The following is a 26,249-nucleotide window of genomic DNA, read 5'->3' as shown; positions in this document are numbered from 1 at the left end:
TGACGGGTCCATGACACATCAGGGATATGGGCGCCATCAAGAACGCATTTTCGGCCAATCATCCGTTCGGACGACAGGGATTGCGGCGAAGGGGACGCGATGACGCAGAACGGCGGGCCGGGAGGTCCGATCGAGCACGGATTTCCGCATCTGACGACGGTGCGGGACTCGATCACCGCGCTCTTCCGATGCCTGTCGGCGGAGGGGATCCGCGCCTACGCCACGAGCGTCGCCCCCGCCGACGCCGCCTTCGACGCCGCCGACGACCTGCACCTGGGCGCGCAGCGGGTGGCCTCGGCGATGGTGCGGGCCCTGCGGCTGCCCGATGCGCGCATGGTGGTCGCCTTCCGGCCGATGGAGCAGGCGGCCACCGTGGAACTGGCCGCGGGCCCCGAGTACTTCGTCGAGGTCAGCGACCGCTTCCGCACCCACCGCCGGGACCTGGCGGCGGCCCTGTCCCACGAGGTCACCCACGTCCTGCTGCACCGGCTCGGGCTGCGCTTCCCCGGCACCGAGGAGAACGAGATCCTCACCGACACCGCCGCCGTCTACCTCGGGGCGGGCTGGCTGCTGCTCGACGCCTACCGCGAGGACGCGCTCACCCACCAGAAGTTCGGCTACCTCACGCCGGAGGAGTTCGGCTACGTCCTCGCCAGACGGGCCGCCCTGTTCGGCGAGGACCCCTCCACCTGGTTCACCAGCCCGCAGGCGTACGAGGCGTACGTGCGCGGGCGCGCACAGGCCGAGCGGGACCTCCGCCGGCCCCCGCTGGCGGCCGCGGGCCCGCTGGCGCGGCGGCGGTACGCGAAGGCCCGGCGCACCGGACCCACCCCGGCGGAGGGACCGGCCAAGGGATCGGCGGACGGCCCGGGGTACCGCTTCGAGGCCGACGGCCCCGGGTTGCGGGTGAGCTTCCCCTGCCCGGTCTGCGGGCAACGGCTGCGGCTGCCGGTGCGTGGGCGGCTCCGCGCCCGGTGCGGCCTCTGCCGCACGGTCCTCGACTGCGAGACGTAGCACCAGGGGGCATCCGGACGATCTTCATTCACCGGTCGGCCACGAAAAGTTTCTTACCGGCCAGTAGACATGGGGGCGGATCTCGCCAACTCTGGTCGCGTACACGTCAATTCGTGACCGAGGAGCGCCCCCACATGCGCAGCACCCGCCGCACCCGTATGTCCCGTACCGCCGCCGTCGGCGTGGCCGCAGCGGCCACCGTCATGACGCTGGTTCCGGCCACCGCCGCCCAGGCGGCCCCCGCCGCCGCGCCGGCGCCGGCGCCCGCGGCCGTCTCCGTGTCCGCCTCCGCTCCCGGCGGCAACGCGGCGATCCTCGGCATCGACTACGCCACCTGGCAGCGGGACGTGGCCGCCGTCGTCGACGCGGCCCGCCCCGGCATCGAGCAGCGCATCGCCGCCTCGCCCGCCGGCGAGAAGCCGGCCCTCGTCCTCGACATCGACAACACCTCGCTGGAGACGGACTTCCACTGGTTCTGGACCTTCCCGACCCCGGCGATCGCCAAGGTCCGCGCCCTGACCCAGTACGCGCACGCCCACGGGGTGGCCGTCTTCTTCGTCACCGCCCGGCCGGGGATCATCCACTCCCTCACCGAGCGCAACCTCAAGGCCGTCGGCTACCCGGTCTCGGGGCTCTACGTCCGTGACCTGCCCGACCTGTTCGACGAGGTGAGCGCCTACAAGACGGGCAAGCGCGCGGAGATCGAGGCCCGCGGCTACACGATCATCGCCAACATCGGCAACAGCCCGACCGACCTCGTCGGCGGCCACGCCGAGCGCACCGTCAAGCTGCCGGACTACAACGGCAAGCTGTCCTGACCCGAGGGTTCCCCGCCCGACGGTGCGAGCGCCGCGGCGATGGCGTTGACGGCCGCCCAGCCGAAGGCCATCGCCGGGCCGATCGTGGCGCCCGGGCCCGGGTAGGTCCCGCCCATCACCGCCGCCGAGCAGTTCCCGGAGGCGTAGAGGCCGGCGATCGGCCGGCCGTCCTCGCGGAGCACCCGGGCGTCCCCGTCGGTGACCAGGCCGCCCTTGGTGCCGATGTCCCCCGGGTGCACGGGGACCGCGTGGAAGGGGCCCTTGTCGAGCGGTGCCAGGTTGGGGTTGGCCAGCGTCGGGTCGCCGTAGTAGCGGTCGTAGACGCTGTTCCCCCGGCCGAAGTCCTCGTCGGTGCCCCGCTCGGCGAAGCCGTTGAAGCGGCGGATCGCGGCGGGCAGGCCGGGCGCCCCGATCCGGTGGGCCAGCTCCTCCACCGTGTCGGCCTTCTTCACGAACCCGCTCTCCAGCCACCGCCCGGGGAAGGGCTGTCCGGGCAGGAGCCCGGCGAAGAGGTACCGGGCCTTGGAGCGGGCGTCGAGGACCAGCCACGACGGCACGGTCCGCGCCTCGGGGCGGTCGGCGGCGTACATCCGGTCGACGAACGCGTGGTACGGCGCCGCCTCGTTGGCGTACCGCTCCCCCGCCTCGTTGACGATGACCATGCCCGGGATGCCGCGGTCGGCGACGAGGAAGAACGGCTTCTCGCCGGGCGGGCACACCGACGGCGCGCCCCACACCTTGTCCAGCAGGTCGGTGGCGGCCCCCAGCGCCTCACCGCACCGCAGGGCGTCGCCGGTCTGGCCCTCCGAGGCGTGCGTCCAGGCCGTCGACGTCGGGTGCGGCAGGTGCTTCTCGCGCAGCGCCTGGTCGTGCGAGAACCCGCCCGAGGCCAGCACCACCCCGCCCCGGGCCCGTACGGTCACCGTCCGCCCGGCCCGGGTGACCCGTACGCCCGTCACCCGGCCCGCCGCGTCCGTGACCAGCCCGGTCAGCGGCGACGACAGCCACAGGTCGCCGCCGAGGCGGTCCAGCGAGAGCCGCATCCGGGCGATCAGCGCCTCGCCGAGGGAGAGCAGCCTGCGGCCGGTGACCAGGGCCCCGAGCGCCCGCGCGCCGACCTTGAGGGAGGTCCTGCGGCCCGCCCAGGTCCGGCCGGCCATGTTGAGGAAGCGGAAGTCGTGGGAGGTCATGGTCAGTCCGTACGTGGGCAGGCCCGCCCGGCGCATGGCGTGGCGGGCCTCCCCCAGCCGCCTGAAGTCCACGATGCACGGCTCGACGGAGCGGCCCTGCGCCATGCCGCCCTGGGCCTCGGGGAAGTAGTCCGGGTAGCCGGGGGTGTACATGAAGCGGATCTCGGTGCGTTCGTGGAACTCCGCGACCATGCGCGGCCCGTGGGCGAGGTACGCGTCCTTGCGGGCGGCCGGGACCCGGTCGCCGACGGTGGCGTCGAGGTAGGCGCGGGCCTTCTCGCGGGTGTCGGCGAGGGCCGCCCGGTCGAGGTGGAGGTTGCCGGGGACCCAGATCGCGCCGCCGGACAGGGCGGTGGAGCCGCCGTACTTGTCGGTCTTCTCGACCACGAGGACGCTCAGGCCGCGCAGCCGGGCGGTGACGGCCGCGGCGAAGCCGGCGGCGCCGGATCCCACGACCACCACGTCGTACTCGGGCTCGTTCACAGAGGTCATGCGAAGGCTCCGGTGGCGTAGTCGCTGCGGAAGTAGAGCAGGGGCGCGCCGCCGTCGCGGGCGGCCAGGCCGAGGATCCGGGCGGTCACCAGGTGGTGGTCCCCGGCCTCGTGGACGGTTTCGAGGGCGCAGTCGAGGGTGGCGAGCGCCCCGGTGATGTGGACGGCGCCGTGCGGCGAGGCCTCCCACCCCACGCCCTCGAACTTCTCGCCTCCCCGCCGCCCGAGCGCCTCGCAGACCGCGCGCTGCTCCTCGGCGAGGATGCTGATCCCGAACCGGCCGGCCGCCCGTACGGCGGGCCAGCTGGAGGAGGACCTGCCCACGCACAGCAGGACCAGCGGCGGGTCCAGGGAGAGGGAGGCGAAGGACTGGCAGGCCAGGCCCGCCGGGCGGCCGTCCTCCCCGACGGCCGCCACGACGGTGATGCCGGAGGCGAAGGCTCCGAGGACCTCGCGGAAGGCCCGTGGGTCGATCAGGCGCTCCACTGGTGGCCCCAGAAGCTGTCCGCGGTGATCTCCTTCGCCGTCCAGGTGGCGGGGTCCACGACGAGCCCGTCCCAGCCGTACTCGACCTGGAAGCCGCCGGGGGCCTGCGCGTAGAAGGAGACCATGTGGTCGTTGGAGTGCCGGCCGAGGGTGGAGGCGATGGGGATGCCCGCCGCGTTCATCCGGTCCAGGCAGTAGCCGACGTCGTCGAGGGTCGCCAGCTCGACCATGAAGTGGACGATGCCGGGCGGCAGTGCGCCGGGGTAGAGGCCGAGGCTGTGGTGGCGGCGGTTCGGGCTGAGGAAGTGCATCCGGTAGGGGTCCCGGCCGGGCCGGCCGGTGGGGACGGCGGCCGGGGGCAGCTTCATCGAGTCGCGCAGCTGGAAGCCGAGGAGGTTCTCGTAGAAGTCGAGGGTGGTCTCCGTGTCGGGGGCGGGCAGGACCACGTGGCCCAGGCCCAGCGGCTCTCCGGAGGCGGTCCCGGTCACGAAGCGGTTCCCGTACGGGGCGGCGAGCGGGCTGTGGTCCTGTGCCTGGCCCCAGTAGATCTCCAGCGGGTTGCCGCTGGGGTCGGTGCAGTGGATCAGGCCCTGGACGCGGCGGTCGGCGAGGGTCTCGTCGTCGCCCGACTTGACGGCGTGTCCGGTGGCCTCCAGGACGGCGGCCGCCTCCTTCAGGGCCCTGGCGGAGGCGACTTCGAAGCCTGCGGCGAGCAGCCGGTCCCGGCTGCCGGCGACGAACTGGAAGCGGTGGACGCGGTCGTCGATGCGGACGTTCAGCAGGGTGTCGGTGGTGCCCTCGGCCTCGGTCATGCCGAGGACGTCCAGGACGTACGTGCGCCAGGCGGGGAGGTCGGTGGTCTCGATGCGGAGGTAGCCGAGTGCGCGGATGTCCGTTCCCATGGGTGTCCTCGGTTCTGTGGTCAGTGTGAGAAGAAGTCGGCGGCAAGGCGGTTGAACTCGTCGAAGGCCTCGGTCTGCGCCCAGTGGCCGCAGCGCGGGAAGACGTGCAGCCGGGCGTCGGGGATGGCCTTGAGGGCGAGCAGCGCCCCGTCGAGGGGGTTGACCCGGTCCTCGCGGCCCCAGGTGAGGAGGGTGGGGTGGCCGATGCGGTGGGCCTCGCGCCAGAGCAGGGTGTCCTGCTGCCAGGCCGGGTTGGCGAAGGAGGCGCCCATCCGGGCGTTGCCGAGCCGGGCGTCGGGGTCCATGGCCTGGGTGTAGCGCTCCTCGACGAGTTCGTCGGTGACGAGCGAGGGGTCGTGCACGAGGGTCGTGAGGAAGGCGCGCATCTGTTCGCGGGTCGGTTCGGCGGCGAGGCTGAACGCGAAGAGGCGGCGGATGCCTTCGGTGGGGTCGGCCGAGAAGAGGTTGACGGAGATGCCGCCGGGGCCCATGAGCAGGAGCTTGTCGACCTTGTCCGGGTGGTTGAGGGACATCCGGACGGCTGCGCCGCCGCCGAGGGAGTTGCCGATGAAGTGGGCCTTTTCGATGCCGAGTTCGTCCATCAGGGCGGCGATCGCGGCGGCGCTGAAGCTGAAGTAGTCGCGGTCGGGTTCGGGCTTGTCGGAGCGGCCGTAGCAGGGCTGGTCGACGAGCAGGGTGCGGAACCGCCGGGCGAAGAAGGGCAGGTTGCGGCCGAAGTTGGACCATGCGGAAGCGCCGGGTCCGCCGCCGTGGAGCAGGATGAGGACGGGGGCGGCTTCGGTCTGCGGGCCCGCCTCGTGGAAGTGGAGGGTGAGCTGTCCGGCCCGGGCGGTGCGCGAGGTGCTCTCGTAAGTGATCATCACAACATCGTGTCCTGGATGTCGAGGCCGAGTGCGCCCTGGCCGAAGAGGACCAGGGCCCGCTCGGGGTCGTTGGCGGCGTGCCCGCGTCCGGTGTGGACGTCGCGCCAGGCCCGCTGGACCGGGTTCGGGCCGGTCCGCATGGCGCTGCCGCCCGCGTTCTCCATCAGCAGGTCGACGGCGGCGACGCAGCGTTCGGTGGCGATGACCTGGTCGCGGCGGGCCCGGGTGCGCAGCGGCAGCGGGAGTTCGGCGCCGGCTTCGGCGAGGGCGTAGAGCTCGTCGATGTTGCGCCGGAGCTGGAGCCAGGAGGCGTCGATGTCGCTGGCGGCGCGGGCGATGCGGACCTGGGCGAAGGGGTCCTCGGCGACCTGCTGGCCGTAGGAGACGCGCAGCCGGTCGCGGGTCGCGGCGACGTAGCCCTCGTAGGCGCCCTCGGCGATCCCGACGATCGGGGTGGAGATGGTGGTGGTGAAGACGGTGGCGTACGGGAGCCGGTAGAGCGGCTCGGGGTTGACCGCGTGGCCGGGGACCTTGAGGGCGGTGACCGGGCCGAAGCTCAGCGCGCGGTGTTCGGGGACGAACACCTGCTCCAGGGTGATGTCGTTGGAGCCGGAGCCGCGCAGCCCGACGGTGTCCCAGACCTCGTCGATGCGGTACTGGGTGCGCGGGACGAGGAAGGTCCGCATGTCCACGGGCCGGCCCTCGGCGTCGGTGACGAGCCCGCCGAGCAGGGCCCAGTCGGCGTGGTCGCAGCCGGAGGAGAAGTGCCAGCGGCCGGTGAGGGTGAACCCCCCGTCGACGGGGGTGACCTTGCCGGTGGGGGCGTAGGAGGAGCAGATGCGGGTGTCGGGGTCGGCGCCCCAGACCTCCTCCTGGGCGCGGGGGTCGTAGAGCGCGACGTGCCAGGGGTGGACGCCGAGGACGGAGGCGACCCAGCCGGTGGAGCCGCAGGCCTTGGCCGTCTCCTTGACGGCGGCGTAGAAGAGCGCGGGGTTCGCGGCGCGGCCGCCGTGGGCCCGGGGCTGGAGGAGGCGGAAGAAGCCGGTGTCCGCCAGCTCCTTGACGGTCTCCTCGGGGACCTTGCGGCGGGCCTCCGCCTCGGCGGCGCGTTCGCGCAGGGCCGGGGCGAGGGCGCGGACGGCTTCGAGGACGTCTTCGTCGCTCATGGTGTCCCTTCTCGGGTCGACGGGGTCGACGGCTCGGGTCGACGGGGTCGACGGGGTCGACGGGGTCGACGGCTTCGAGGTGCGGTGAACGTACGCCCGGGTGCCGGGGGCGTGGAACGGAGCGTTCCCGCTGAGTGGGAAGCGGTCCGAAGCCGGCCCGGAACGTCACCATGACGATCCGAAGTATTACTGAATGAAATACATCGCTCCCGGTCCTTCCCTCCGCCCGGGGGCCCGTGGCAGGGTCGCCCCAACGCCTCACGCAGGGGGTTTCTCGTGCTTGACCAGGCCATGGACACCGAGCTCGCACCGCTGTCGCTGCTGGAGAAGGCCGCCCGGGTGCTGGGCGCCTTCGAGGGGCCGCAGCCGCGCCTCTCGCTCACCGAGGTCGTCCGCCGCTCCGGGATCCCGCGCTCCTCCGCCCACCGGATCCTCGACCAGCTGGTGCAGCTGCGCTGGCTGGACCGCGAGGGCCGGGACTACCGGATGGGCATGCGGATGCTGGAGCTCGGCGCGCTCGCCTCCCACCACAACCGGCTGCGCCGGGCCGCCCTGCCCCTGCTGCACGCGCTGCACGAACAGACCGGGCAGCTGGTCCACCTGTCGGTGCCGGACGGGGCCGAGGTGGTCTGTCTGGAGCGGATCGGCGGCTCGGAGGCCACCACGGTGCCCTCCCGGGTCGGCGGCCGGATGCCCGCCCACTGCACGGCCGCCGGCAAGGCGATCCTCGCCTTCGGCGATCCGGGGGCGGTGGAACACGTCCTGGCCCAGGGCCTGCGGCCGCGCACGGCCCGGACGCTGATCAGGCCGCTCGCCCTGCGCGCCGAGCTGGCGGCCACCCGCGAGCGCGGGGTGGCCTACGACCGGGAGGAGAGCTTCCGGGGCATCTCCTGCGTGGCGGCGCCGCTGCGGGGCGCGGGCCGCGCCGTGGCGGCGGTCTCGGTGTCCTGCTGCCGGGGCGAGCGCGAACTGGCCCGGCTGGCACCGGCGGTGGCGGCCTGCGCGCGAGCCGTGTGGCGCGAGCTGTACGGGCCCGGGCGGGCCGCCGCCGCACGGCCGCAGGACCTGGAGCCGGCGGTCTCGGAACAGGCGATGGACAACATGATGGGCTGGCTGCGGTTCAGCGAGTGGATGTAGCGGGTAGTCATATCCCACCGCAAGAAACGAAGACCCGGTCCCGACCCCTCGCCAGGGGGCCGGGCCCGCTTCGTTTACGGCTCCCGGAGGAGCGGCCCCACCGGCTCCACCGTGCCGGAGCAGCGGGCCCGTTCGGCGGCCAGGACCGTCAGATGGCTGGTCAGCGACTCCCGCGGGCCGGACCGGACCAGGCCGGGGTCGCCGGTGGCGATGGCGGCGACGAAGGCGTCCATGAGCCCGGCGTCGCCGCCGCCGTGGCCGCCCGCCGCGTCCATCGGCCCGCCCTTACCGATGGGCACCTGCTCCTCGGTGCGGGTCAGGAAGTCGTAGACCGTGAGGGTGCGGCCGTCGCCGCGCAGTTCGCCGCGGGTTCCGAAGATCCGGGTGTGGCGGTCCGCCTGCTCGGTGAAGGCGGTCATGGTGAAGGTGGCCGTCGCCCCCGAGTCGAACTCCATCGCCACCACCTGGTGGTCGACGACGTCGTTGTCGCACGCGTACACGCACCGCCCGTAGGGCCCCTCCCGCAGTGCGGTCTCCAGGGCCCGCGGGGTGAACTCGTCGATCAGCACGCTCAGCGGCCAGCGGTGGCGGCCGTCGGCCAGCCGGTCCCCGTACTCGCGCGCCGCGGAGTACGGGCAGTCCGGCTCGACCGCGCAGTCCAGGCAGCGGTCCGCCGCACCCGGCGGCCTGTTCTCGGGCCGGAAGTGCGAGAGGCGGCCGAAGCTGGAGACCCGTACGGGCGGGCGCCCCAGCACGTACTGGAGCCAGTCCAGGTCGTGGCAGGACTTGGCCATCAGCATGGTCGTCGCCTCGTCGGAGCGCCGCCAGTTGCCCCGTACGAACGAGTGGGCCTGGTGCCAGAAGCCGACCGGCTCCAGGTGCTGGACGCTCACGATGTCGCCTATGCGGCCGGAGTCGACGACGTCCTTGAGGGTCCGCGTGTAGGGCGTGTAGCGCAGGACGTGCCCGACGGAGAGGATGACGCCGGCCCGCTCGACGGCGTCGACGATGCGCCGGCACTCGTCCTCCGTGAGGGCCATCGGCTTCTCCAGCATGATGTGGTAGCCGAGCGCGGCGAACGCGAGGACCGGCTCCAGGTGGTCGCGGTCCAGGGTGCAGACCAGCACCGCGTCCGCGACCCGGCCGAGGGCGGCCAGCTCCCGCCAGTCGCCGAGCACGTGGCGGGCGTCGATGCCGTGGGCGGCTGCGAGCCGCTCCCGCCGGGGCGCGCGGGGTTCGGCGACCGCGACCACCCGGGCCCGGTCCGGATGGGCCAGGGCCCATCCGGCGTGGCCGCTCCCCCGGTCCCCCGCCCCGACGACGGCGAGCGTGATGGTGTCGGACATGGGCCCAGCCCCGCTTCCCGAACCGATTGCCGTGCGCAGCAAGCGCTTTCCCCGGGAGAAGCTAGCGGCCGCGCGTCCCGCCCGACACCCCCTTCACCCGTACGTGATCCGTACGGCGGGGCCGAGCGGGAGGGCCTGGCAGGCCAGGACGTAGCCCTCGGCCAGGTCCGTCTCGTCGAGGACCTCGTTGCGGGTCATCTCCACCTCGCCCTCGACGACCCGGCAGCAGCAGGCGCTGCAGGCGCCCTCCCGGCAGGAGTACGGGGCCGGCAGGCCCGCGGCGAGCAGCGCGTCGAGCAGCGGGGTCCCCTCGGGCCAGGGCACGGTGTGCCGGGTCCCGTCGAGTTCCACCTCGGCGGTGGCCCGGGCCTGCGGCTCGGCAGGCGGATCGGCCGGGCGTCGGGTGGCCTCGAAGACGTCCGCGCCCAGCGAGAAGTACCGCTCGCGGCGGATCGCGTGCGGCGCCGCCCCGGCCGTGCGGAGCGCGGTCTCGGCGGCGTCCATCAGCGGGCCGGGCCCGCACAGGTAGGCCTCGCGGCCGGCGTACGGGGCCACCAGCGGCCCGAGCCGCGCGGCGGTCGGCAGCCCCTGGAGGCTCTCCAGCCAGTGGACGACGGCCAGCCGCTCCGGATGTGCCTCGGCCAGCCCCCACAGCTCGTCCCGGAAGATCACCGAGGCGGGGTCCCGGTTGGCGTAGACGAGCACCACCCGGCCCCGGCCGGCGGCCAGCGCCGACTTGGCGAGGGAGAGCACCGGGGTGATCCCGCTGCCTCCGGCGACCAGCAGGAGGTCCCGGTCGAGGCCGCCGGGGCCCGGGGTGAAGGTGCCGGCGGGCGGCAGCACCTCCAGCTCGTCCCCCGCGGCCACCTCCTCGCAGATCCAGCCGGAGCCGAGCCCGCCGGGCACCCGCTTGACGGTGATCCGCATCGGCTCGCCGGTGTGCGGGGAACTGGCCAGGGAGTAGCAGCGGGCCGCGCCGCCGGGGATCCGGAGGGTGAGGAACTGCCCGGGTGCGTACGGGAGTTCCGCGTCGAGGACGAGGGAGACCGCCTCCGGGGTCTCCTGGACGCGTTCCAGGACGCGGACCCGCAGCGCGCCGGGCGCCGCCCCGCCCGGAGCCTGGGCCGCGCCGGCGGGACGGGCCGCGCGGGCCGGCGTAGGAGGAGCGAGGTCACGGGACATCGGCGGGCACCTCCAGGCGGCCCTCGCGGACGGCCGCCTCGATGCTCGTGCGCAGGGCGGGGCAGGAGCGGACGCGGGCGCTGAGGCGCCCGGCCGCCACCTCGGCGGCGATGCGCGGGCAGAGCGCGGCGGCGTCGCCGGTCCACTGGACCTGGGTGTGCGCGGGGCTGAACTTCTCGCACAGCACGCTGTTTCCGCACGCCCCGCAGGCGACGGGGCGCATCACCGGGACTCGGCCCGGCGGGCCAGGTTCTCGGCGACCTCGGCCTTCCAGGCGGCGGTGGCCCGGGTGGTGTCGATCTCGAACTCGAAGCGCCGGACCATCTCGTCCTCGACGTCGGCGACGTCCACGTAGAACTGCCGGTACCAGCGGCGGAGCTGGTAGACGGGGCCGTCCTCCTCGGTGAGCAGCGGGTTGTCGATGCGGGTCTTGTTCTTCCAGATCTCGACGTCCTGCTCGAAGCCGACGGCGAGGCCCTCGGAGGTGAGGCGGGCGGCGTCGGCGGCCTGCTCGTCGCTCATGCCGGGGAGCTTCCTGACGATCGCCCCGTACATGAGCATGAAGCTGTTCTCGTCGATCGGGTAGTGGCAGTTGATCAGGACGGATTCCAGCTCCACGCCGCCGCCGACGTCGCTCCACAGCTGGTCGATCATGTACGAGGGCCCGTGGTAGGAGGCGTCGGAGCGCAGGCCACCGCCGGTGGACAGGGTGCCGAGGTCGACGTCGCCGCGCGGGGTGGACTCCATGTACTGGGTGGCCACGTGCCCGTCGAAGACGTTCTTGAAGTAGTGCGGGAAGGCGTAGTGCACGTAGTAGAAGTGCGCCATGTCCACGACGTTGTCGACGATCTCGCGGCAGTTGGAGTTCTCGACGCGCAGGGAGTTCCAGCTCCAGTCGCTCCACTCGGGGCTGCCGACGCCCTCGATCTCGGGGATGGTGACGCCGGGGGGCGGCGGGTTGCCCTCGGGGTCGTGCCAGACGTAGAGCTGGCCGTTGCGTTCCAGTACGGTCCACGCGCGGGTGCGGGCGCGGGGCGGGACGCGGCGGGCGTAGGGGATGGCGGCGCAGCGGCCGTCGCCGGACCAGCGCCAGTCGTGGAAGGGGCAGGCGAGGGTGTCGCCCTTGACGGTGCCGTGGGCGAGGTTGCCGCCCATGTGGGGGCAGTAGGCGTTCAGGACGTGCAGTTCGCCGGTGTCCTGGGCCTGGAAGACGACGAGGCGGGTGCCGAAGGCTTCGATCTCGTGCGGGGTTCCGTCCCGGAAGGGGGCCGCCAGGCCGAGGCAGTGCCAGCCTCGGGCGAAGCGGGTTGGCACTGCGGCCGCCTCTATGACGCGGGGTCCTTCTTCGGCTTCCGGCCGTGCGGTCATGGGGCCCTCCACTGCGTTGGGGTGAGCGGGTGGTGCGGGTGGTGCGGGTGCGGTTCGCTCGGCTGCGGCGCCGTGTGCTGGGGCTCCGCCCCAGACCCTCCCCCAGACTCCGTCCGGGGGCCCCCCGCCTCAAACGCCGGCGGGGCTGGATCGGCGCGCCTCAAGCGCCGGCGGGGCTGGACGTGGCTGCCAGTTCGAGTGCGATGTCGATGAGTTGGTCTTCCTGGCCGCCGACCAGGCGGCGTTCGCCCGCGCGGAGCAGGATCTGCGCGCCGGGGACCCCGTAGCGCTCCGCCTGTCGGTAGGCGTGCTTGAGGAAGCTGGAGTAGACGCCGGCGTGCCCCATGAGGAGGGCCATGCGGTCTAGGCGGCATTCCTCGTCCATGACGGGGCGGACCACGTCCTCCGCCGCGTCGATGATCTTCAGGACGTCGATGCCGGTGCGGATGCCCATCTTCTGGCAGACGGCGGCGAAGGCCTCGACGGGGGTGTTGCCGGCGCCCGCGCCGAGGCGTCGGGTGGAGCCGTCGATCTGGAGGGCCCCGGCGCGTACGGCGGCGACCGAATTGCCCACGCCCAGGCCGAGGTTCTCGTGGCCGTGGAAGCCGACCTGGGCGTCGGCGCCGAGTTCGGCGACGAGCGCGGCGACCCGGTCGGTGACCTCGTCCATGACCATGGCCCCGGCGGAGTCGACGACGTACACGCACTGGCAGCCCGCGTCCGCCATGATCCGGGCCTGGCGGGCGAGGTTCTCGGGGGTGGTGGAGTGGGCCATCATCAGGAAGCCGACGGTCTCCAGGCCCATCTCGCGGGCCAGGCCGAAGTGCTGGACGGAGATGTCGGCCTCGGTGCAGTGGGTGGCGATCCGGCAGATCCGGCCGCCGTTCGCGTGGGCGGCGCGGATGTCGTCCTTGACGCCCAGTCCCGGCAGCATCAGGAAGGCGATCCTCGCGTTCCGCGCGGTCTCGGCGGCGATCCTGATGAGCTCCTGCTCGGGGGTCTTCGAGAATCCGTAGGTGAAGGACGAGCCGCCCAGGCCGTCCCCGTGGCTGACCTCGATGACGGGGACGCCCGCGGCGTCGAGCGCGGCGACGACCGAGCGGACGTCCTCGCCCGTGAACCGGTGGCGCTTGGCGTGCGAGCCGTCGCGCAGCGAGGAGTCGGTGATCCGGATGTCGAGGGTGTCGGAGTACGTGGTCACGCGGTGAGCCCCTTCGCGAACTCCTCGCCGACCTTGGTGGCGGCGGCGGTCATGATGTCGAGGTTTCCGGCGTACGGCGGCAGGTAGTCGCCCGCGCCCTCCACCTCCAGGAAGATCGCGACGCGGGCCGCCCCTCCGGTGAGCGCGGAGGCCTCGTCGAACTGCGGCTCGGCGCGCAGCCGGTAGCCGGGGACGTACGAGGCCACGTCCTCGGCGACCTGTTTGACGGAGGCGGTGATGGCCTCGTGGTCGGCGTCGGGCGGGATAGCGCAGAAGACGGTGTCGCGCATGATCACCGGGGGTGCGGCGGGGTTGAGGATGATGACGGCCTTGCCGCGGGCGGCGCCGCCGATCTCCTCGATGCCGCGGGCGGTGGTGCGGGTGAACTCGTCGATGTTGGCGCGGGTGCCGGGGCCCGCCGAGAGGGAGGCGACGGAGGCGACGATCTCGGCGTAGGCGACGGGGACCACGCGGGAGACGGCGTACACCATGGGGATGGTGGCCTGCCCGCCGCAGGTGATCATGTTGACGTTCGCGCGGTCGAGGTGGGCGGTCAGGTTCACGGGCGGGACGACGGCGGGGCCGACGGCGGCCGGGGTCAGGTCGACGGCCTTGATGCCGAGTTCGGCGTAGCGCGGGGCGTTGGCGCGGTGGACGCGGGCGGAGGTGGCCTCGAAGAGGAGGTCGGGGAGTTCGTCGCGGGCGAGCAGCCCGTCGACGCCCTCGTGGGAGGTCTCCAGGCCGGCGCGGCGGGCCCGGGCGAGGCCCTCGCTGTCGGGGTCGACGCCGATCATCCAGCGCGGCTCGATGTACGGGGAGCGCAGCAGCTTGTGGAGCAGGTCGGTCCCGATGTTCCCGGAGCCGACGATGGCCGCGGTCGCTTTTCCGGCAGGCTTGTTCATGGGCACCTCGGTCGCTCAGCAGAAGGAGAGGGAGACCGGGCCGAGCCCGGTGAAGTCGGCGGTGTAGGTCCGCCCGGCGGCCACGTCCACGGCGCGGGTGCAGGAGCCGGGCAGGACGAGGTGGCCCTTGCGCAGCGGGACGCCGAACCGGGCGACGGTCCTGGCCAGCCAGGCGACGGCGGTGGCCGGATCGCCGAGCACGGCGTCGGCGCGGCCGGTGGCGAGGGTTCCGTCCGGGCCGGTGAGGCGCGCTTCGACGGACTTCAGGTCGAGCTCGCGCGGGTCGCGGCCCTCGCCGATGGCGTAGCCGGCGGAGGAGGCGTTGTCGGCGATGGTGTCCGCGAGGGAGATCCGCCAGTCGGCGACGCGGCTGTCGATCAACTCCAGTGCGGGTACGACGCGTTCGGTGGCGGCCAGTACGTCGGCCTCGGTGCAGCCCTCGCCGGGCAGGTCGGCGCCGAGGACGAAGCCGACCTCGACCTCGATGCGGGGCGCGCAGTACGCGGCGACCGGGACGGGGGTGTCCCGGCGCAGTTCCATCGTGTCGAGGAGGTGGCCGTAGTCGGGCTCGTCGACGCCCATCATGGCCTGCATGACGGGGGACGAGAGGCCGACCTTGTGCCCGGTGACGGCGGCTCCCTCGGCGCAGTGGCGGCGGATGTTGAGGAGCTGGATCTCGTACGCGTCCTGCGCGCCGATGCCCTCGTAGAGCTCGGTCAGCGGCCGGACCGGGGACCTCTGTTGCTGCGCCGCGTACAGGAGCGCGGCGGCCTCGCGCCGGTGCCTGTCGTTCAGCATGGGGCCTCCCGGCTGCGGTGGTGTGTGGGTGCGGCAGACGGTAGGCGGGGGGCGGTCGCGGGCGGGAGGGCGTGTTCCCGCTGAGCGGGAAAGGCTGCCGACGCTCCGGGCGGAAGCCGCCATGCTCCGTTAACTCCATGGTCCAACAACCATTTCGATTGCATTAAAGGCCGTCAGCAAGCCCCTGACCTGGCTTTCGATCGTTACTAAACTCTGTTAAGTTTTCTTCTGCCGATAACTCCTGAGGAGGGGGAAATGGCCACAACTCTGGGCCCTGCCATGCCCGTACCGGACGATCTCCGGTCGGTGATGCGCCTGTTCCCGACCGGCGTCACCGTGCTGTCGTCGGGACAGGGCGCGCACGCGGCGGCGATGACCGCCAACTCGTTCGTCTCGATCTCGCTCGAACCGCCCCGCGTGCTGGTCTCCGTCATGAAGTCCTCCCGGACCTACCCGGCGATCGACGCGACCGGGGAGTTCCAGGTCCACCTGCTCTCCGACCGACAGGGCGACCTGGCGCGGCTGTTCGCCTCCCGCGACAAGCCGTTCGGCCGGGAGCTGGACGCGCACTTCACCACCGAGGGCGAGGGCGTGGAGGCCCGCCCGTACCTGCCCGGCGCCCTGGCCTCCCTCGGCTGCCGGATCGAAGAGCGGTTCCCCGGCGGGGACCACACGCTCTTCCTGGGACGCGTCGAACACGTACGCCCCGGCGAGGACACCGGAGGGGCGCTGCTGTTCCACCGGGGCCGGCTCACCCCCGCCCCGGCGGGCGCGGAGTGAGCCCCGGGGCCGCGACCGGGCCGGCCGTGTCGTCGGCCGTGCCCGCCCTGCGGGCCGTACGCGGTGCGACCACGGTGGCCGAGGACACTCCCCGGCACATCGCCGCCGCCACCCGCACGCTCGTGACCGAACTCCTGGCCCGCAACGGCCTGGAGCGCGAGGCCGTCATCAGCCTGCTGTTCACCTGCAGCCCGGACCTCACCGGCGACACCCCGGCCCTCGCCCTGCGCGAGGACGGCTGGGAGGTGCCCGCGCTGTGCGCGGCCGACACCGCCTGGGCCGGCGCGCCGGCCCGCACCGTACGCGTCCTGGCCCACGTCACCTCGTGCGGCCCGCTCGCACCCGTCTACATCGGCGACTCCGCGCCCACCCGTCCCGCGCAGTCCCCCCGGTAGACCGTCCCACCCGTCGTCCACCTCACCGACCACCCACATCACGATCGAGGTCGAGGCATGCCAGACCCGTACCTGTACCCGGATCTCAAGGCCGTACTGGAAGAACTCCGGCAGGCCCTCGGCGCGGAGCGCGTGCGGCACGACGCCGCCGCCGCACCGCTGCCGCCGGACCCCAACGTCTCCGCGTTCGCCCCGCGCGACACCCGCGCCGTCCTGCGCCCCGGCTCCGTCGCCGACGTACGCGCCCTGGCCGGTGCCTTCCACCACGCCAAGGCCGCGGGCGCCGCACTCCCCGGCCTCCAGCCCCTCTCCACCGGCCGCAACTGGGGACTCGGCTCCAAGGAGCCGGCCGCCGGCCCCGTCGTACGCGTCGAACTGGACGGTCTCGACGCCCTGCGCGCCCTCGACACCGAGGCGGGCTACGCGGTCGTCGAGCCGGGCGTCACCCAGAAGGAACTCTCCGAACTGCTGGCCGGCACCGGCCGGATGCTGAACGTCACCGCGTCCTCCGGCCACACCAGCGTCCTGGGCAACACCGTGGACCGCGGGGTGGGCCTGCGCCACCAGCGCACCGAGGACCTGCTCGGCCTGGAGGTCGTCCTGCCCGACGGCGCGGTCGCCCACATAGGCTGGTGGCCCGGCGACGGCGTGCACGGCAAGGGCGACGGCTTCAACCCGCTCGGCCTCGGCCCCAGCCTGCTGCACCTGTTCACCCAGTCCGACCTCGGCATCGTCACCGCCGCCGTGGTCCGGCTGCTGCCGCGCCCGCGGCACCAGAGCACCGTCCGCGCGGGATTCCACCGCGAGACGCTGCACCGGGCCGTCGACGCGCTGCGCACGTGGAAGGCGAACGGCCTGATCGCGGGCGTCATCAAGGTGTACGACACCGCCTCGACGGCCACGTACGGCGGCGGGGACACCGCCGGCGGCTACGTCGCCCACCTGAGCGTGGAGGGCACCGAGCGCTCGGCCACCGCCCTCAAGGCGGCCCTGCTGGCCGAGATGGCCGAGACGGGCCTGTTCACCTCGGTCACCTCCAGCGACGAGGAGCCGCCCGCCGACGAGGACGTCGTCGCCCACGTGGTGCACGCGGCCTACAGCGGTTCGGTCGCGCACAACGAACGGATGCTCGCCTCCGCCACCGGCGCCGCCGCCGAACGGGTCGACGCCGACGGCAACGGCTGGCTGTTCTTCCTGCCGTTCCTGCCCTTCGACGGCGCCTCGGTGGTCCGGGCCCTGGACATCCTCGACCGCATCCACCTGGCCACCGGCGTCCGGCCCGGCTCCACCGTCAACGCCCTCGACGCCGACGTCATCGACCTCGTCGTGTCCTTCCCGTTCGACCGCGCCGCGCAGACCGAGGCCGCCCACCGGGCGCTCGACCTCGCCCACCTCTGGTTCGGCGAGGCCGGTCTGCGGCCCTACCGGCTCGACTCCGGCCACTCCCGGGCCGCCGCCGGTACGGCCGACACGGCCGAGGCCGCCCTCCAGCGCGCCCTGCGCGAGGCCGTCGACCCGCACGGGGTCATGGCCGCCGGCCGCTACGCATGACCGCCGCCCCGTCCCACCCGCCCCGCACCCCTGATGAGAACGTGATGACGACGACGCCGTACGTACCCGACACCGCCGAAGCGATCCTGGACCGCGCCCGCGCGCTCGTGCCCGTCCTGCGGGAGAACTCCCCGCGCATCGAGGCCGAGCGCCGGCTGCCCGAGGACATCGTCGAACTGCTCCGCGGGGCCGGTGTGTTCCGCGCCGCCATGCCCAAGACCTGGGGCGGCCCGGAGCTGACCTCGATGCAGCAGGCCGAGCTCCTGGAGATCCTCTCCGCCGGCGACGTCTCCGTCGGCTGGTGCGCGATGATCGGCATGGACTCCGGCATCTACTCCGGCTACCTCGACGACGAGGTCGCCCGCGGCATGTGGCCCACCCTCGACATGGCCAACTCCGGCTGGATCTATCCGCAGGGCAAGGCGGTCCGGGTGCCCGGCGGCTTCCGGGTCACCGGCCGCTGGAAGTTCGGCTCCGGCTCCTCGCACTGCGACTGGCTGGGCGCCGGCGTCCACGTCCTCGGCGAGGACGGCGAGCCGGAGGCCGACCCGGTGACCGGCGCCGCGCGCCACTGGCGGGTGATGATCGCCCGTCCCGGCGACTACGAGTTCCACGACACCTGGCACACCACCGGCCTGGCCGGCTCCGGTTCGCAGGACTACTCCTGCACCGACCTGTTCGTGCCCGAGGAGCGCTCCTTCTCCTTCTCCGACCCCAAGCGGACCGGCCCGCTGCACGCCACCCCGGACGCCATCCTGCGCAAGATGCCGGGCATCCCGCTCGGCATGGCGCGCGCCGCGCTGGACCACGTACGGGAGCTGGCCGCGCAGCGGACCGACCGCGAGACCGGCACCCCGTGGCGGGAGGACTACCGGATCCAGTCGGCGATCGCCCGCCTGGAGGGCGAGCTGATCGCCGCCCGCGCCGGTGTGTACAGCACCCTCCAGGTGCAGTGGGACGCGCTCGCCTCCGGTGACGTGCTGAGCGACGACGCCCGCGTGGCCACCGCCATCGCCCGGCGCCACGCGTTCCGGACGGCGCGCTCCATCGTCCACGAGCTGTTCGACCTCGTCGGCGGCTCGTCCGTCTACAAGCCCCATCCGCTGGACCGGTGGCTGCGCGACGCCAACACCATGTGCCAGCACGCCGTCGCCCAGGACTCCGTCCTCCAGCTCACCGGCAACGTCCTGCTGGGCGGCTCCTCCACCTCCCCGTTCTTCTAACAACAGAGACGAGAGAAGCGTCCGACCGTCATGGATTCCATACGTGTTGTGCTGTTCACCGAAGTCAATTCCAAACTCGGATCACCCTTCCTGAGCATCCTGCACGGCCACCCGAACGTGGAGCTGGCCGCCCTGGTCACCTCACCGCCCGGGAAGCTGTGCGCGTACTTCACCGATGACGAGGAAGCCGTCGACGTCGCCGACCAGGCGCGCGCCCTGGGCGTACGCGTCCTGCGCCCGCACTCGGCGAACGATCCCGATGCCGTGGAGGCCCTCGCCGCCCTGGACGCCGACTATTTCCTCGTCGGCAATTTCCAGCAGCTGCTGAAGGCTCCGCTGCTGGCCCTGCCGCGCCGTACCGCGGTCAACTTCCACCCCTCGCCGCTGCCGGAGTTCGCGGGGCTGGCGCCCTTCTACTGGATGGTCCGCGAGGGGGCCACCGAGAGCTCGGTCTCCGCCATCGAGATGGGCGTCGAACTCGACGACGGCGACCTGCTGATGCAGCACCACATCCCGCTCTCGGGCCGCGAGACGGGCCTGGAGCTGCGCACCATGCAGGAGCGGGCCAACGTCCTGATGCTGCTCGACCTGATCCCGCAGCTGGTGGAGGGCACCCTGGAGCGCACGCCCCAGGACCTGTCCCGCCGCTCCTACTTCGGGCGGCCCCGCGACGAGCACTACCGCCTCGACTTCGAGCGGCCGGCCGCCGTGGTGGAGCGCCACGTCCGGGCCGCCTACCGCAACCCCGGCGCCTGGTTCACCGCCCCCGGCGGGCAGCGCATCCGGCTGCTGTCGGCGGCGTACGGGGAGGGCGGCGGTCCCGCGCCCGGCGGCCGGCCGCCCGGCACGCTGGTGCGCCACGGCGGCGGGCTGTACGTGGCGTGCGCGGACGGCGAGTGGCTGCGGCTGGTCACGGTGGAATGCGGTGGACGCGAGGTGGCGGTCGACGACCCCGCCCTCGCGCTCCTCGGCGAAGCGACGACGGTGGGATGAGCGATGTCTTTGTTCGAAGCGACCCAGCAGGCCGAGGTGCCCACCGAGGTGCGGCGGGTCCTGCACGTACCGGCCGGCGGCGGCAAGGCCACCTGGCTGTCCGGTGACGTCTACAGCGTCAAGGCGGGCGCGGTCGAGACCGGCGGTTCCATCGCCGTGCTGGAGGCGTCCGTTCCGCCCGGCGGGGGCCCTCCGCCGCACCGCCACGCAGACGAGGACGAGGCCTTCTACGTCCTGGACGGCCGGCTGACCATCCGCGTCGGCGAGAACACGTACGAGGCGGCCACCGGCGACTTCGTGTTCGTGCCGCGGGGTACGGCGCACCAGTTCCACAACCACTCGCTGCACACGGCGAAGCTGCTGCTGATCTTCACGCCGGGCGGGGTGGAGAACTTCTTCCTGGAGGCCGGTACGGAGCCCACCCCGGGTGTGCCGGTGCCGGTGGAGGACCCTCCGGGCGTGGCCGAGGTGGGGGCGCGGTACGGCGTGATTCCGGCCGATTTCGACTGAGCCCGGACTGTCGTGCCGTCTTTCTGAAACGAACGGTTGGGAATGGGGTAGCCTCGTGCTCATGGCAAGGCCCAAGGAGTTCGACCCGCAGACCGCCCTCGTGGCGGCCATGGAGCTCTTCCGCCGCCAGGGGTACGAGGCCACCTCGATCCAGGACCTGGTGGACGCGCTGGGCATCAACCGCTCCAGCATGTACGCCGCCTACGGCTCCAAGCACGACCTCTACCTCAAGGCGCTGGACCTGTACTGCGCCGTCGAGGCGGACCGGGCCCGGCAGAACCTCGCCGAGTCCGACGAGGGCCCCGCCCTGCCGGTCCTGCGCTCCTTCCTGCTCTCCTACGTCGAGTCCGCGCTGGCCGATCCGCTGCGCGGCGGGTGCATGGTCACCCACGGCGTGCTGGAGCGGCTGCCGGGGGACGCGAAGGCCGCCGAACGGCTCGGCGGGGCGCTGGGCTCCCTGGAGGAGGCCTTCGCCTACCTCCTGCTGCGGGCCAGAGCGGCCGGGGAGCTCGCGCCCGGCACCGACGTACGCTCCACCGCGCGCCTCCTCGTCACCCTCACCCAGGGGCTGCGCGTCATGGAGCGGGCGGCGGACCGGGCCTACCTGACCCAGGTCGTCGACGAGGCCCTCAAGGGCCTGTCCTGTACCGGCTGACACCCGCCCGACGTCCGCCCCCGCGGACCGCCTGACCTTCAACCACCCCGCTCCGCCCCTGGGTTGCGCCTGCCCACATTCTGGAACGATCGTTTAGTTATAGAAAGGTTGTGACGGCCGTGCCCAAGGCCGTGTACGTCCTCGCCCTCGGCATCTTCGCCATGGTCACCAGCGAATTCGTGGTGGCCGGCCTGATGCCCCAGATCTCCGAAGGACTCGGGGCCACCATCCCCCAAGTCGGCTACCTGATCACCGCGTTCGCGGTGGCCATGGCCCTCGGCGGGCCGTTCCTGGCCACCGCCGTGCTCAAACTCCCGCACAAGAGCGCCCTGATGGTGCTCTTCGCGGTCTTCCTCGGCGGCAACGTCCTGGCCGCCCTGTCCACCGACTACGTGACGATGGCCATCGGCCGCGTCATCACGGGTGTCGCCTCCTCCGCCTTCTTCGGCGTCTCGCTCTCGGTCGTCGCCGAGATCACCAAGCCGGAGATGCGCGGCAAGGCGATCGGCGCCGCCATGAACGGGCTGATGCTCGGCACCCTGCTCGGCCTGCCCATCTCCACCTTCGTCGGCGGGCAGTTCGGCTGGCGGGCGGCGTTCTGGGCGATCTCTGGGCTCACCGTGCTCGCCGCCCTCGCCACGATCGTCGGCGTCCCCTCCCTGACCGGCGCCGAGGGGGAGAACGGCCCCTCCGTGAAGGAGGAGATGCGCGCCTTCAAGAACCCGCGGCTGTGGCTGGTGTTCTCCACCTCCACTCTGATCATCGGCGCCACCTTCTCCGCCTTCAGCTACTTCACGCCGATCCTCACCGAGCTCACCGGCTTCAGCGAGGGCTCGGTGCCCTGGCTGCTCGTCGCCTACGGAGCCGCGACCGTCGTCGGCAACAACATCGTCGGGCGCTTCGCCGACAAGCACACCATCGTGACCCAGCTCATCGGACTCGGCCTCAACATGGTCTTCCTGGCCGGCTTCGCCGTCTTCGCGGAGGTCACCGCGCCCGCGCTGATCTTCATGATGGGCATCGGCCTGGTCGGCGTCACGATGAACCCCTGCATGATCACCCGGGTCCAGCGCACCGCGAACGCCCGCCCGCTGGTCAACACCGTGCACTCCTCCTTCATCACGCTCGGCATCGTCATCGGCTCCTGGCTCGGCGGTGTCGGCATCAACGCCTACGGGCTCCGGGCCCCGCTCGTACTCGGCGTGATCATGGCCTTCCTCGGCCTGTTCACCCTCCTGCCGGACCTGCGGGCCAAGAAGGGCGGCAGCGGCGGCGCCACCACGGCCGCCCCCGAGCCGCAGCCGGCCACGGCCTGAGCCCGCCACCCTTTCCCCTCGACCGACTCCCCCGCACAGAAAAGGAATCAATGTGACCACCACTCTCCACGGCGTGGCCCTGGTGACCGGCGGCTCGCGCGGCATCGGCGCCGAGATCGCCCGTACGCTCGCCGCCCACGGCGCCGACGTCGCGATCACCTACCGCTCCCACAAGGAACAGGCCGAGGAGGTCGCCGGGCAGGTACGGGCCCTCGGCCGCCGCGCCGTGGCCGTCGAGGCCGACGCCGCCGACGCCGACGCCGTGACGGCCGCGGTGGAGCAGGTCGTACGCGAACTCGGCCCCGTGCGCATCCTCGTCAACAACGCCGGCTACGCGGACATGAGCTGCCCGCCGCTCGCGGAGGTGCCGCTGGCCACCCTCGACCGCACCCTGGACATCAACGTCCGCGGCGCCTTCCTGACCGCGCAGGCCGTCTCCGTGGCCATGCCCGACGGCGGCCGCATCGTCAACGTCGGCTCCTGCCTCGCCACGCAGGTCCCCGCCCCGGGCTTCACCCCGTACGCCCTGTCCAAGGCGGCGATCCACGGTCTGACCGTGGGCCTCGCCCGCGACCTGGGCGACCGCGCCATCACCGTCAACCAGGTGGCGCCCGGCTCCATCGACACCGACATGAACCCGGCCGACGGCCCGTCCGCCGACTTCCAGCGCGGCCTGAACATCTTCGGCCGCTACGGCCGGGCCGCGGAGATCGCGAGCGCCGTCCTCTACCTGGCGAGCGACGAGGCCTCCTTCGTCACGGGCACCACGCTGACCGTCGACGGCGGCGCCAACGCCTGACCGGCGCAACCCCCGGAACGCCGGGCCCCGGAGGCGCATCGAGCCCCCCGCTCCCCTCCGGGGCCCGGCCCCGCCCTGCCACCCCAGCCTGCTCGGACCTCCATCGCACAGCCCCGTACCGCACTCGCGCCACGCAAGGGAACCTGTCATGCCGCATCTGGACCGCCGTGGATTCCTCGCCGCCTCGGCCGTCGCCGCGGGCGCCGGAACAGCCGGCCCGCTCACCGCCACGGACGCCGTCGCCGCCTCCTCCCCCGCGGCGGCGGGCCCGAGGATCCTGCCCTCCGACGCCCGCTACCCGTCCCTCCGAACGGGCATCAACCGCCGCTACGTGGCCCGCCCCGAGCACGTCAAGATGGTCCGCTCGGCCCGGGACGCCGAGAACGCGCTCCGCGAGGCGATCGCCGGCCGCAAGCGGGTCTCCGTCCGCTCCGGCGGCCACTGCCTGGCCGACTTCACCTGCAACCCCGAGGTGGAGGTCCTCCTCGACTTCTCCGAGCTGACCGGCGTCGGATACGACGAGCGCCGCCGCGCCTTCTTCGTCGAGCCCGGCGCCCACCTCATGGCCGTCTACGAGGCCCTGTACAAGGGGTGGGGCGTCACCCTGCCCGGCGGGATCTGCCACTCCGTCGGCGCCGGCGGCCACATCAGCGGCGGCGGCTACGGCCTCCTCTCCCGCGACTTCGGCCTGGTGGTGGACCACCTGTACGCCGTCGAGGTGGTCGTCCCGGGCAGCGGCGGCCGCCCCCGCACGGTCGTGGCCACCCGCGAGGCCGGCGATCCGCACCGCGAGCTCTGGTGGGCCCACACCGGAGGCGGCGGCGGCAACTTCGGCCTGATCACCCGCTACTGGTTCCGCACCCCCGGCACCGAGCACGCGCCCCCGGAGCGACAGCTGCCCGCCCCGCCGGCCCGGCTGCACGCCTCGGCCCTGGACCTGTCCTGGAGCGAGCTCACCGAGGACCGCTTCGTGCGGCTCCTGCGGAACTACGGCGCCTGGCACGAGCGCAATTCCGGCCCGGACTCGCCGGGCCGCCACCTGTCCACCCTCTTCAACGCCAACGCCCGCCGGTTCGGCTCCCTCGCCCACTACGCCCAGTCCTCCTCCCGCGCCACCCTCGACGCGTACCTGGCCGCCCTGCTGGACGGCACCGGCCTGACCCCGCGCCCCGTCGAGCGGCCCAGCGGCGAACTGGCGGCCATGCCGAACCTGTTCACGCCCCGCGAGCTGCCCTGGCTGGACGCGGCCCGCATGGTCGGCTCGCCCAATCCGGTCTGGGCCAACCCGCTGGCCCGGGTCGGCCTCAAGTCCGCCTACCACAAGCGCGACTTCACCGAGCACCAGCTCAAGGCCGCGTACCGGCACCTGTCGCGCACCGACAACCCGGACACCTCGATGGTCCTGCTCTCCTTCGGCGGCGCCATCAACGCCCGCGGCGAGACGGACACCGCCGCCGCCCAGCGCGACTCCGTCTTCAAGGTCCTCTACCAGTCGATCTGGTCGGCCCCGCAGGACGACGAGAAGGAGACGGCCCGGCTGCGCGCCTTCTACGGCGACGTCTACGCCGAGACGGGCGGCGTCCCGGTCATCGGCACGGGGACCGACGGCTGCTACATCAACTACCCGGACACCGACCTGGCCGACCCGACGGTCAACACCTCCGGCGTCCCCTGGCACGAGCTCTTCTACAAGAAGAACTACGAGCGGCTGCGGGCGGTCAAGCGCGCCTACGACCCGCACGACGTGTTCCGGCACAAGCTCTCGGTCGCGCCGTGACGACGAAGGACGCCGGGCAGGTGTTCCGCGGCCGCCACCTGACCATGATGGCCATGGGCGGCGCGGTCGGCACCGGTCTCTTCGTCGGTTCGGCGCAGACCATCCGGGCCGCCGGCCCCGCCGCCCTCGTCAGCTACGCGCTGGCCGGGCTGCTGGTGCTGCTGGTCATGCGGATGCTCGGGGAGATGGTCGCCGCCCGCCCGATGGCCGGGTCCTTCGCCGACTACGCCCGCCTCGCCCTCGGCGACTGGGCGGGCTTCACGGTCGGCTGGCTCTACTGGTACGCCTTCGTCGCCATCGTGGCCATCGAGGCGATCGCGGGCGGGCAGATCGTCCACGCCTGGCTGCCCCAGGTGCCGGCCTGGACCTGCAGCCTCTTCCTGCTCGGCGGGCTGACGGCGGTGAACCTCCGCTCCTCCCGTTCCTTCGGCAGCGCGGAGTTCTGGTTCGCGGTCGTCAAGATCGGCGCGATCCTGGCCTTCCTGGCCCTGGGGACCGCGTACCTGCTGGGCGAGGGCCCGGCCGGTCCGCCGCTGGGGAACCTCACGGCGTACGGGGGGTTCGCCCCGCACGGCTTCGGCGCGGTCCTCACCGCGACCGTCGGCGTCGTCTTCGCCTTCGGCGGGACCGAGATCGTGGCCGTCGCGGCCGCCGAGTGCCCCGACCCGGGCCGGGCCGTGGCCCGCGCCACCCGGCAGATCGTCTGGCGGATCCTGGTGTTCTTCCTCGGCTCGGTCCTGCTGGTGCTCGCGATCGTGCCCTGGCCGCAGATCAGCGGCGGCGAGAGCCCGTACGTGACGGCCCTGACCCGCATCGGGGTGCCCTTCGCCGGAACCGCCATGAGCGTGGTGATCCTGACCGCGCTGCTGTCGGTGCTGGGCTCCACGCTGTACGCCTCCTCGCGCATGCTGGCCACCCTCGCCGGGCACGGCGACGCGCCCCGGTGGGCGGCGCGGCCCCGGCGCGCGGTCCTGCTCGGCACCGTCGCGGGCTGCGGGGCCGTCGCGGCCCAGGCGGTCAGTCCCGGGCGGACGTTCCCGTTCCTGCTCAACTCCACCGGCGCGGTGCTGATCATCATGTACCTGGGGATCGCCGTCTCCCAGTTCGTCCTGCGGATCCGCACCGAGCGCACCGCCCCCGGCCGGCTGACCTTCCGCATGTGGGGGTTCCCGTACCTGACGCTGCTGGTCATCGCGGCCTTCGCGGCGATCCTGTGCTCGATGCTGTTCACCGCGCAGACCCGCCCCCAGCTGCTGATGAGCCTGGGCAGCCTCGCGGTGGTGCTGGTGGCGTGCGCCCTCACCAGGAGCCGGAGGAGGGCTGCCGAGTTGCGTTTCGTCAACACGGTAAGGTAAGTAAACGGTG

General features: G+C 72.9%; 26 protein-coding genes. 14 read left to right on the top strand and 12 right to left on the bottom strand.

The window, feature by feature from the left end; genetic code table 11:
* Positions 1 to 99 precede the first annotated feature (99 nt).
* Positions 100 to 1,014, top strand: coding sequence for a hypothetical protein (locus ACFYZ4_RS08220; protein WP_390783374.1), 915 nt, complete (start codon positions 100 to 102; stop codon positions 1,012 to 1,014).
* 134 nt (positions 1,015 to 1,148) lie between these two features.
* Positions 1,149 to 1,832 (top strand): HAD family acid phosphatase, encoded by a 684-nt coding sequence (locus ACFYZ4_RS08215; protein ID WP_351289487.1) that lies wholly within the window; start codon positions 1,149 to 1,151, stop codon positions 1,830 to 1,832.
* Here the strand turns inward: ACFYZ4_RS08215 and ACFYZ4_RS08210 are convergent.
* From ACFYZ4_RS08210 to hsaA, 5 genes are read right to left on the bottom strand one after another with little or no spacing between them, the layout of a single operon-like run.
* Complete coding sequence (locus ACFYZ4_RS08210; protein WP_390783373.1) at positions 1,811 to 3,514, bottom strand: FAD-dependent oxidoreductase; 1,704 nt, start codon at positions 3,512 to 3,514, stop codon at positions 1,811 to 1,813. The two genes, ACFYZ4_RS08215 and ACFYZ4_RS08210, sit on opposite strands and share 22 nt — an antisense overlap.
* The gene (locus tag ACFYZ4_RS08205) at positions 3,511 to 3,999 is read right to left on the bottom strand and encodes a flavin reductase family protein (RefSeq protein ID WP_390783372.1); all 489 of its coding nucleotides are present in this window, start codon (positions 3,997 to 3,999) and stop codon (positions 3,511 to 3,513) included. Before ACFYZ4_RS08205 ends, ACFYZ4_RS08210 begins: the two co-directional genes overlap by 4 nt.
* Positions 3,987 to 4,901: a VOC family protein gene (locus ACFYZ4_RS08200; protein ID WP_390783371.1), complete on the bottom strand. Its 915-nt coding sequence runs from the start codon at positions 4,899 to 4,901 to the stop codon at positions 3,987 to 3,989. The genes ACFYZ4_RS08205 and ACFYZ4_RS08200 overlap by 13 nt, the downstream gene beginning before the upstream one ends.
* Before the next feature lie 20 nt (positions 4,902 to 4,921).
* Entirely contained in the window at positions 4,922 to 5,782 is an 861-nt protein-coding gene (gene hsaD / locus ACFYZ4_RS08195) for a 4,5:9,10-diseco-3-hydroxy-5,9,17-trioxoandrosta-1(10),2-diene-4-oate hydrolase (RefSeq protein WP_351289495.1), read from the bottom strand.
* Positions 5,782 to 6,951, bottom strand: a complete 1,170-nt coding sequence (gene hsaA / locus ACFYZ4_RS08190; RefSeq protein WP_351289497.1) for a 3-hydroxy-9,10-secoandrosta-1,3,5(10)-triene-9,17-dione monooxygenase oxygenase subunit — start codon at positions 6,949 to 6,951, stop codon at positions 5,782 to 5,784. The genes hsaD and hsaA overlap by 1 nt, the downstream gene beginning before the upstream one ends.
* A gap of 276 nt (positions 6,952 to 7,227) precedes the next feature.
* On the opposite strand from hsaA, the gene ACFYZ4_RS08185 reads away from it, so the two are divergent.
* Entirely contained in the window at positions 7,228 to 8,088 is an 861-nt protein-coding gene (locus tag ACFYZ4_RS08185; protein ID WP_390783370.1) for an IclR family transcriptional regulator, read from the top strand.
* Positions 8,089 to 8,162: 74 nt separating this feature from the next.
* Here ACFYZ4_RS08185 and ACFYZ4_RS08180 read toward each other — a convergent pair whose 3' ends face one another.
* The 7 genes from ACFYZ4_RS08180 to ACFYZ4_RS08150 form a co-directional block, all read right to left on the bottom strand.
* Entirely contained in the window at positions 8,163 to 9,434 is a 1,272-nt protein-coding gene (locus ACFYZ4_RS08180) for a Gfo/Idh/MocA family protein (RefSeq protein WP_390783369.1), read from the bottom strand.
* Positions 9,435 to 9,527: 93 nt separating this feature from the next.
* Positions 9,528 to 10,616, bottom strand: a complete 1,089-nt coding sequence (locus ACFYZ4_RS08175) for a 2Fe-2S iron-sulfur cluster-binding protein (RefSeq protein ID WP_390783368.1) — start codon at positions 10,614 to 10,616, stop codon at positions 9,528 to 9,530.
* Positions 10,606 to 10,839 (bottom strand): hypothetical protein, encoded by a 234-nt coding sequence (locus ACFYZ4_RS08170; protein ID WP_351289505.1) that lies wholly within the window; start codon positions 10,837 to 10,839, stop codon positions 10,606 to 10,608. The genes ACFYZ4_RS08175 and ACFYZ4_RS08170 overlap by 11 nt, the downstream gene beginning before the upstream one ends.
* Positions 10,839 to 11,984 (bottom strand): Rieske 2Fe-2S domain-containing protein, encoded by a 1,146-nt coding sequence (locus ACFYZ4_RS08165; RefSeq protein WP_390783367.1) that lies wholly within the window; start codon positions 11,982 to 11,984, stop codon positions 10,839 to 10,841. Before ACFYZ4_RS08165 ends, ACFYZ4_RS08170 begins: the two co-directional genes overlap by 1 nt.
* Before the next feature lie 160 nt (positions 11,985 to 12,144).
* Positions 12,145 to 13,185, bottom strand: a complete 1,041-nt coding sequence (gene dmpG / locus ACFYZ4_RS08160) for a 4-hydroxy-2-oxovalerate aldolase (protein WP_390783366.1) — start codon at positions 13,183 to 13,185, stop codon at positions 12,145 to 12,147.
* On the bottom strand, positions 13,182 to 14,087 hold the full coding sequence (locus tag ACFYZ4_RS08155) for an acetaldehyde dehydrogenase (acetylating) (RefSeq protein WP_390783365.1): 906 nt from the start codon (positions 14,085 to 14,087) through the stop codon (positions 13,182 to 13,184). Before ACFYZ4_RS08155 ends, dmpG begins: the two co-directional genes overlap by 4 nt.
* 15 nt (positions 14,088 to 14,102) lie before the next feature.
* A complete protein-coding gene (locus ACFYZ4_RS08150; RefSeq protein WP_390783364.1) occupies positions 14,103 to 14,885 on the bottom strand; it encodes a 2-keto-4-pentenoate hydratase in 783 nt (260 codons plus the stop codon).
* A gap of 255 nt (positions 14,886 to 15,140) precedes the next feature.
* Between ACFYZ4_RS08150 and ACFYZ4_RS08145 the strand changes: the two genes are divergently transcribed.
* From ACFYZ4_RS08145 to ACFYZ4_RS08095, 11 genes are all read left to right on the top strand, one after another.
* On the top strand, positions 15,141 to 15,665 hold the full coding sequence (locus tag ACFYZ4_RS08145) for a flavin reductase family protein (RefSeq protein ID WP_351289515.1): 525 nt from the start codon (positions 15,141 to 15,143) through the stop codon (positions 15,663 to 15,665).
* Positions 15,666 to 15,691: 26 nt separating this feature from the next.
* The gene (locus tag ACFYZ4_RS08140) at positions 15,692 to 16,060 is read left to right on the top strand and encodes a chorismate mutase (RefSeq protein ID WP_390783363.1); all 369 of its coding nucleotides are present in this window, start codon (positions 15,692 to 15,694) and stop codon (positions 16,058 to 16,060) included.
* 57 nt (positions 16,061 to 16,117) lie between these two features.
* The gene (locus ACFYZ4_RS08135) at positions 16,118 to 17,611 is read left to right on the top strand and encodes an FAD-binding oxidoreductase (protein ID WP_390783362.1); all 1,494 of its coding nucleotides are present in this window, start codon (positions 16,118 to 16,120) and stop codon (positions 17,609 to 17,611) included.
* Positions 17,612 to 17,655: 44 nt separating this feature from the next.
* Positions 17,656 to 18,834 carry an acyl-CoA dehydrogenase family protein gene (locus ACFYZ4_RS08130; protein WP_384348247.1) on the top strand — a complete coding sequence of 393 codons (1,179 nt, stop codon included), beginning with the start codon at positions 17,656 to 17,658 and terminating at the stop codon, positions 18,832 to 18,834.
* Between the two features lie 30 nt (positions 18,835 to 18,864).
* Entirely contained in the window at positions 18,865 to 19,827 is a 963-nt protein-coding gene (locus ACFYZ4_RS08125; protein ID WP_390783361.1) for a methionyl-tRNA formyltransferase, read from the top strand.
* Between the two features lie 3 nt (positions 19,828 to 19,830).
* Positions 19,831 to 20,337, top strand: a complete 507-nt coding sequence (locus tag ACFYZ4_RS08120) for a cupin domain-containing protein (RefSeq protein WP_351289525.1) — start codon at positions 19,831 to 19,833, stop codon at positions 20,335 to 20,337.
* A gap of 61 nt (positions 20,338 to 20,398) precedes the next feature.
* Positions 20,399 to 20,992, top strand: coding sequence for a TetR/AcrR family transcriptional regulator (locus ACFYZ4_RS08115; protein WP_351289527.1), 594 nt, complete (start codon positions 20,399 to 20,401; stop codon positions 20,990 to 20,992).
* Between the two features lie 119 nt (positions 20,993 to 21,111).
* Positions 21,112 to 22,308, top strand: a complete 1,197-nt coding sequence (locus ACFYZ4_RS08110; RefSeq protein WP_384348242.1) for an MFS transporter — start codon at positions 21,112 to 21,114, stop codon at positions 22,306 to 22,308.
* Between the two features lie 52 nt (positions 22,309 to 22,360).
* Entirely contained in the window at positions 22,361 to 23,107 is a 747-nt protein-coding gene (locus ACFYZ4_RS08105; RefSeq protein WP_351289531.1) for an SDR family oxidoreductase, read from the top strand.
* A 148-nt stretch (positions 23,108 to 23,255) separates the two neighbouring features.
* A complete protein-coding gene (locus ACFYZ4_RS08100; RefSeq protein ID WP_390783360.1) occupies positions 23,256 to 24,884 on the top strand; it encodes an FAD-binding oxidoreductase in 1,629 nt (542 codons plus the stop codon).
* Entirely contained in the window at positions 24,881 to 26,239 is a 1,359-nt protein-coding gene (locus ACFYZ4_RS08095) for an amino acid permease (protein WP_390783359.1), read from the top strand. Before ACFYZ4_RS08100 ends, ACFYZ4_RS08095 begins: the two co-directional genes overlap by 4 nt.
* Positions 26,240 to 26,249 lie beyond the last annotated feature (10 nt).

Source organism: Streptomyces sp. NPDC001513, from assembly GCF_042894695.1.
Classification (GTDB): Bacteria; Actinomycetota; Actinomycetes; order Streptomycetales; family Streptomycetaceae; genus Streptomyces.
Note: the sequence above shows the minus strand (reverse complement) of the source record. Positions and strands in the feature narration are given on the sequence as shown.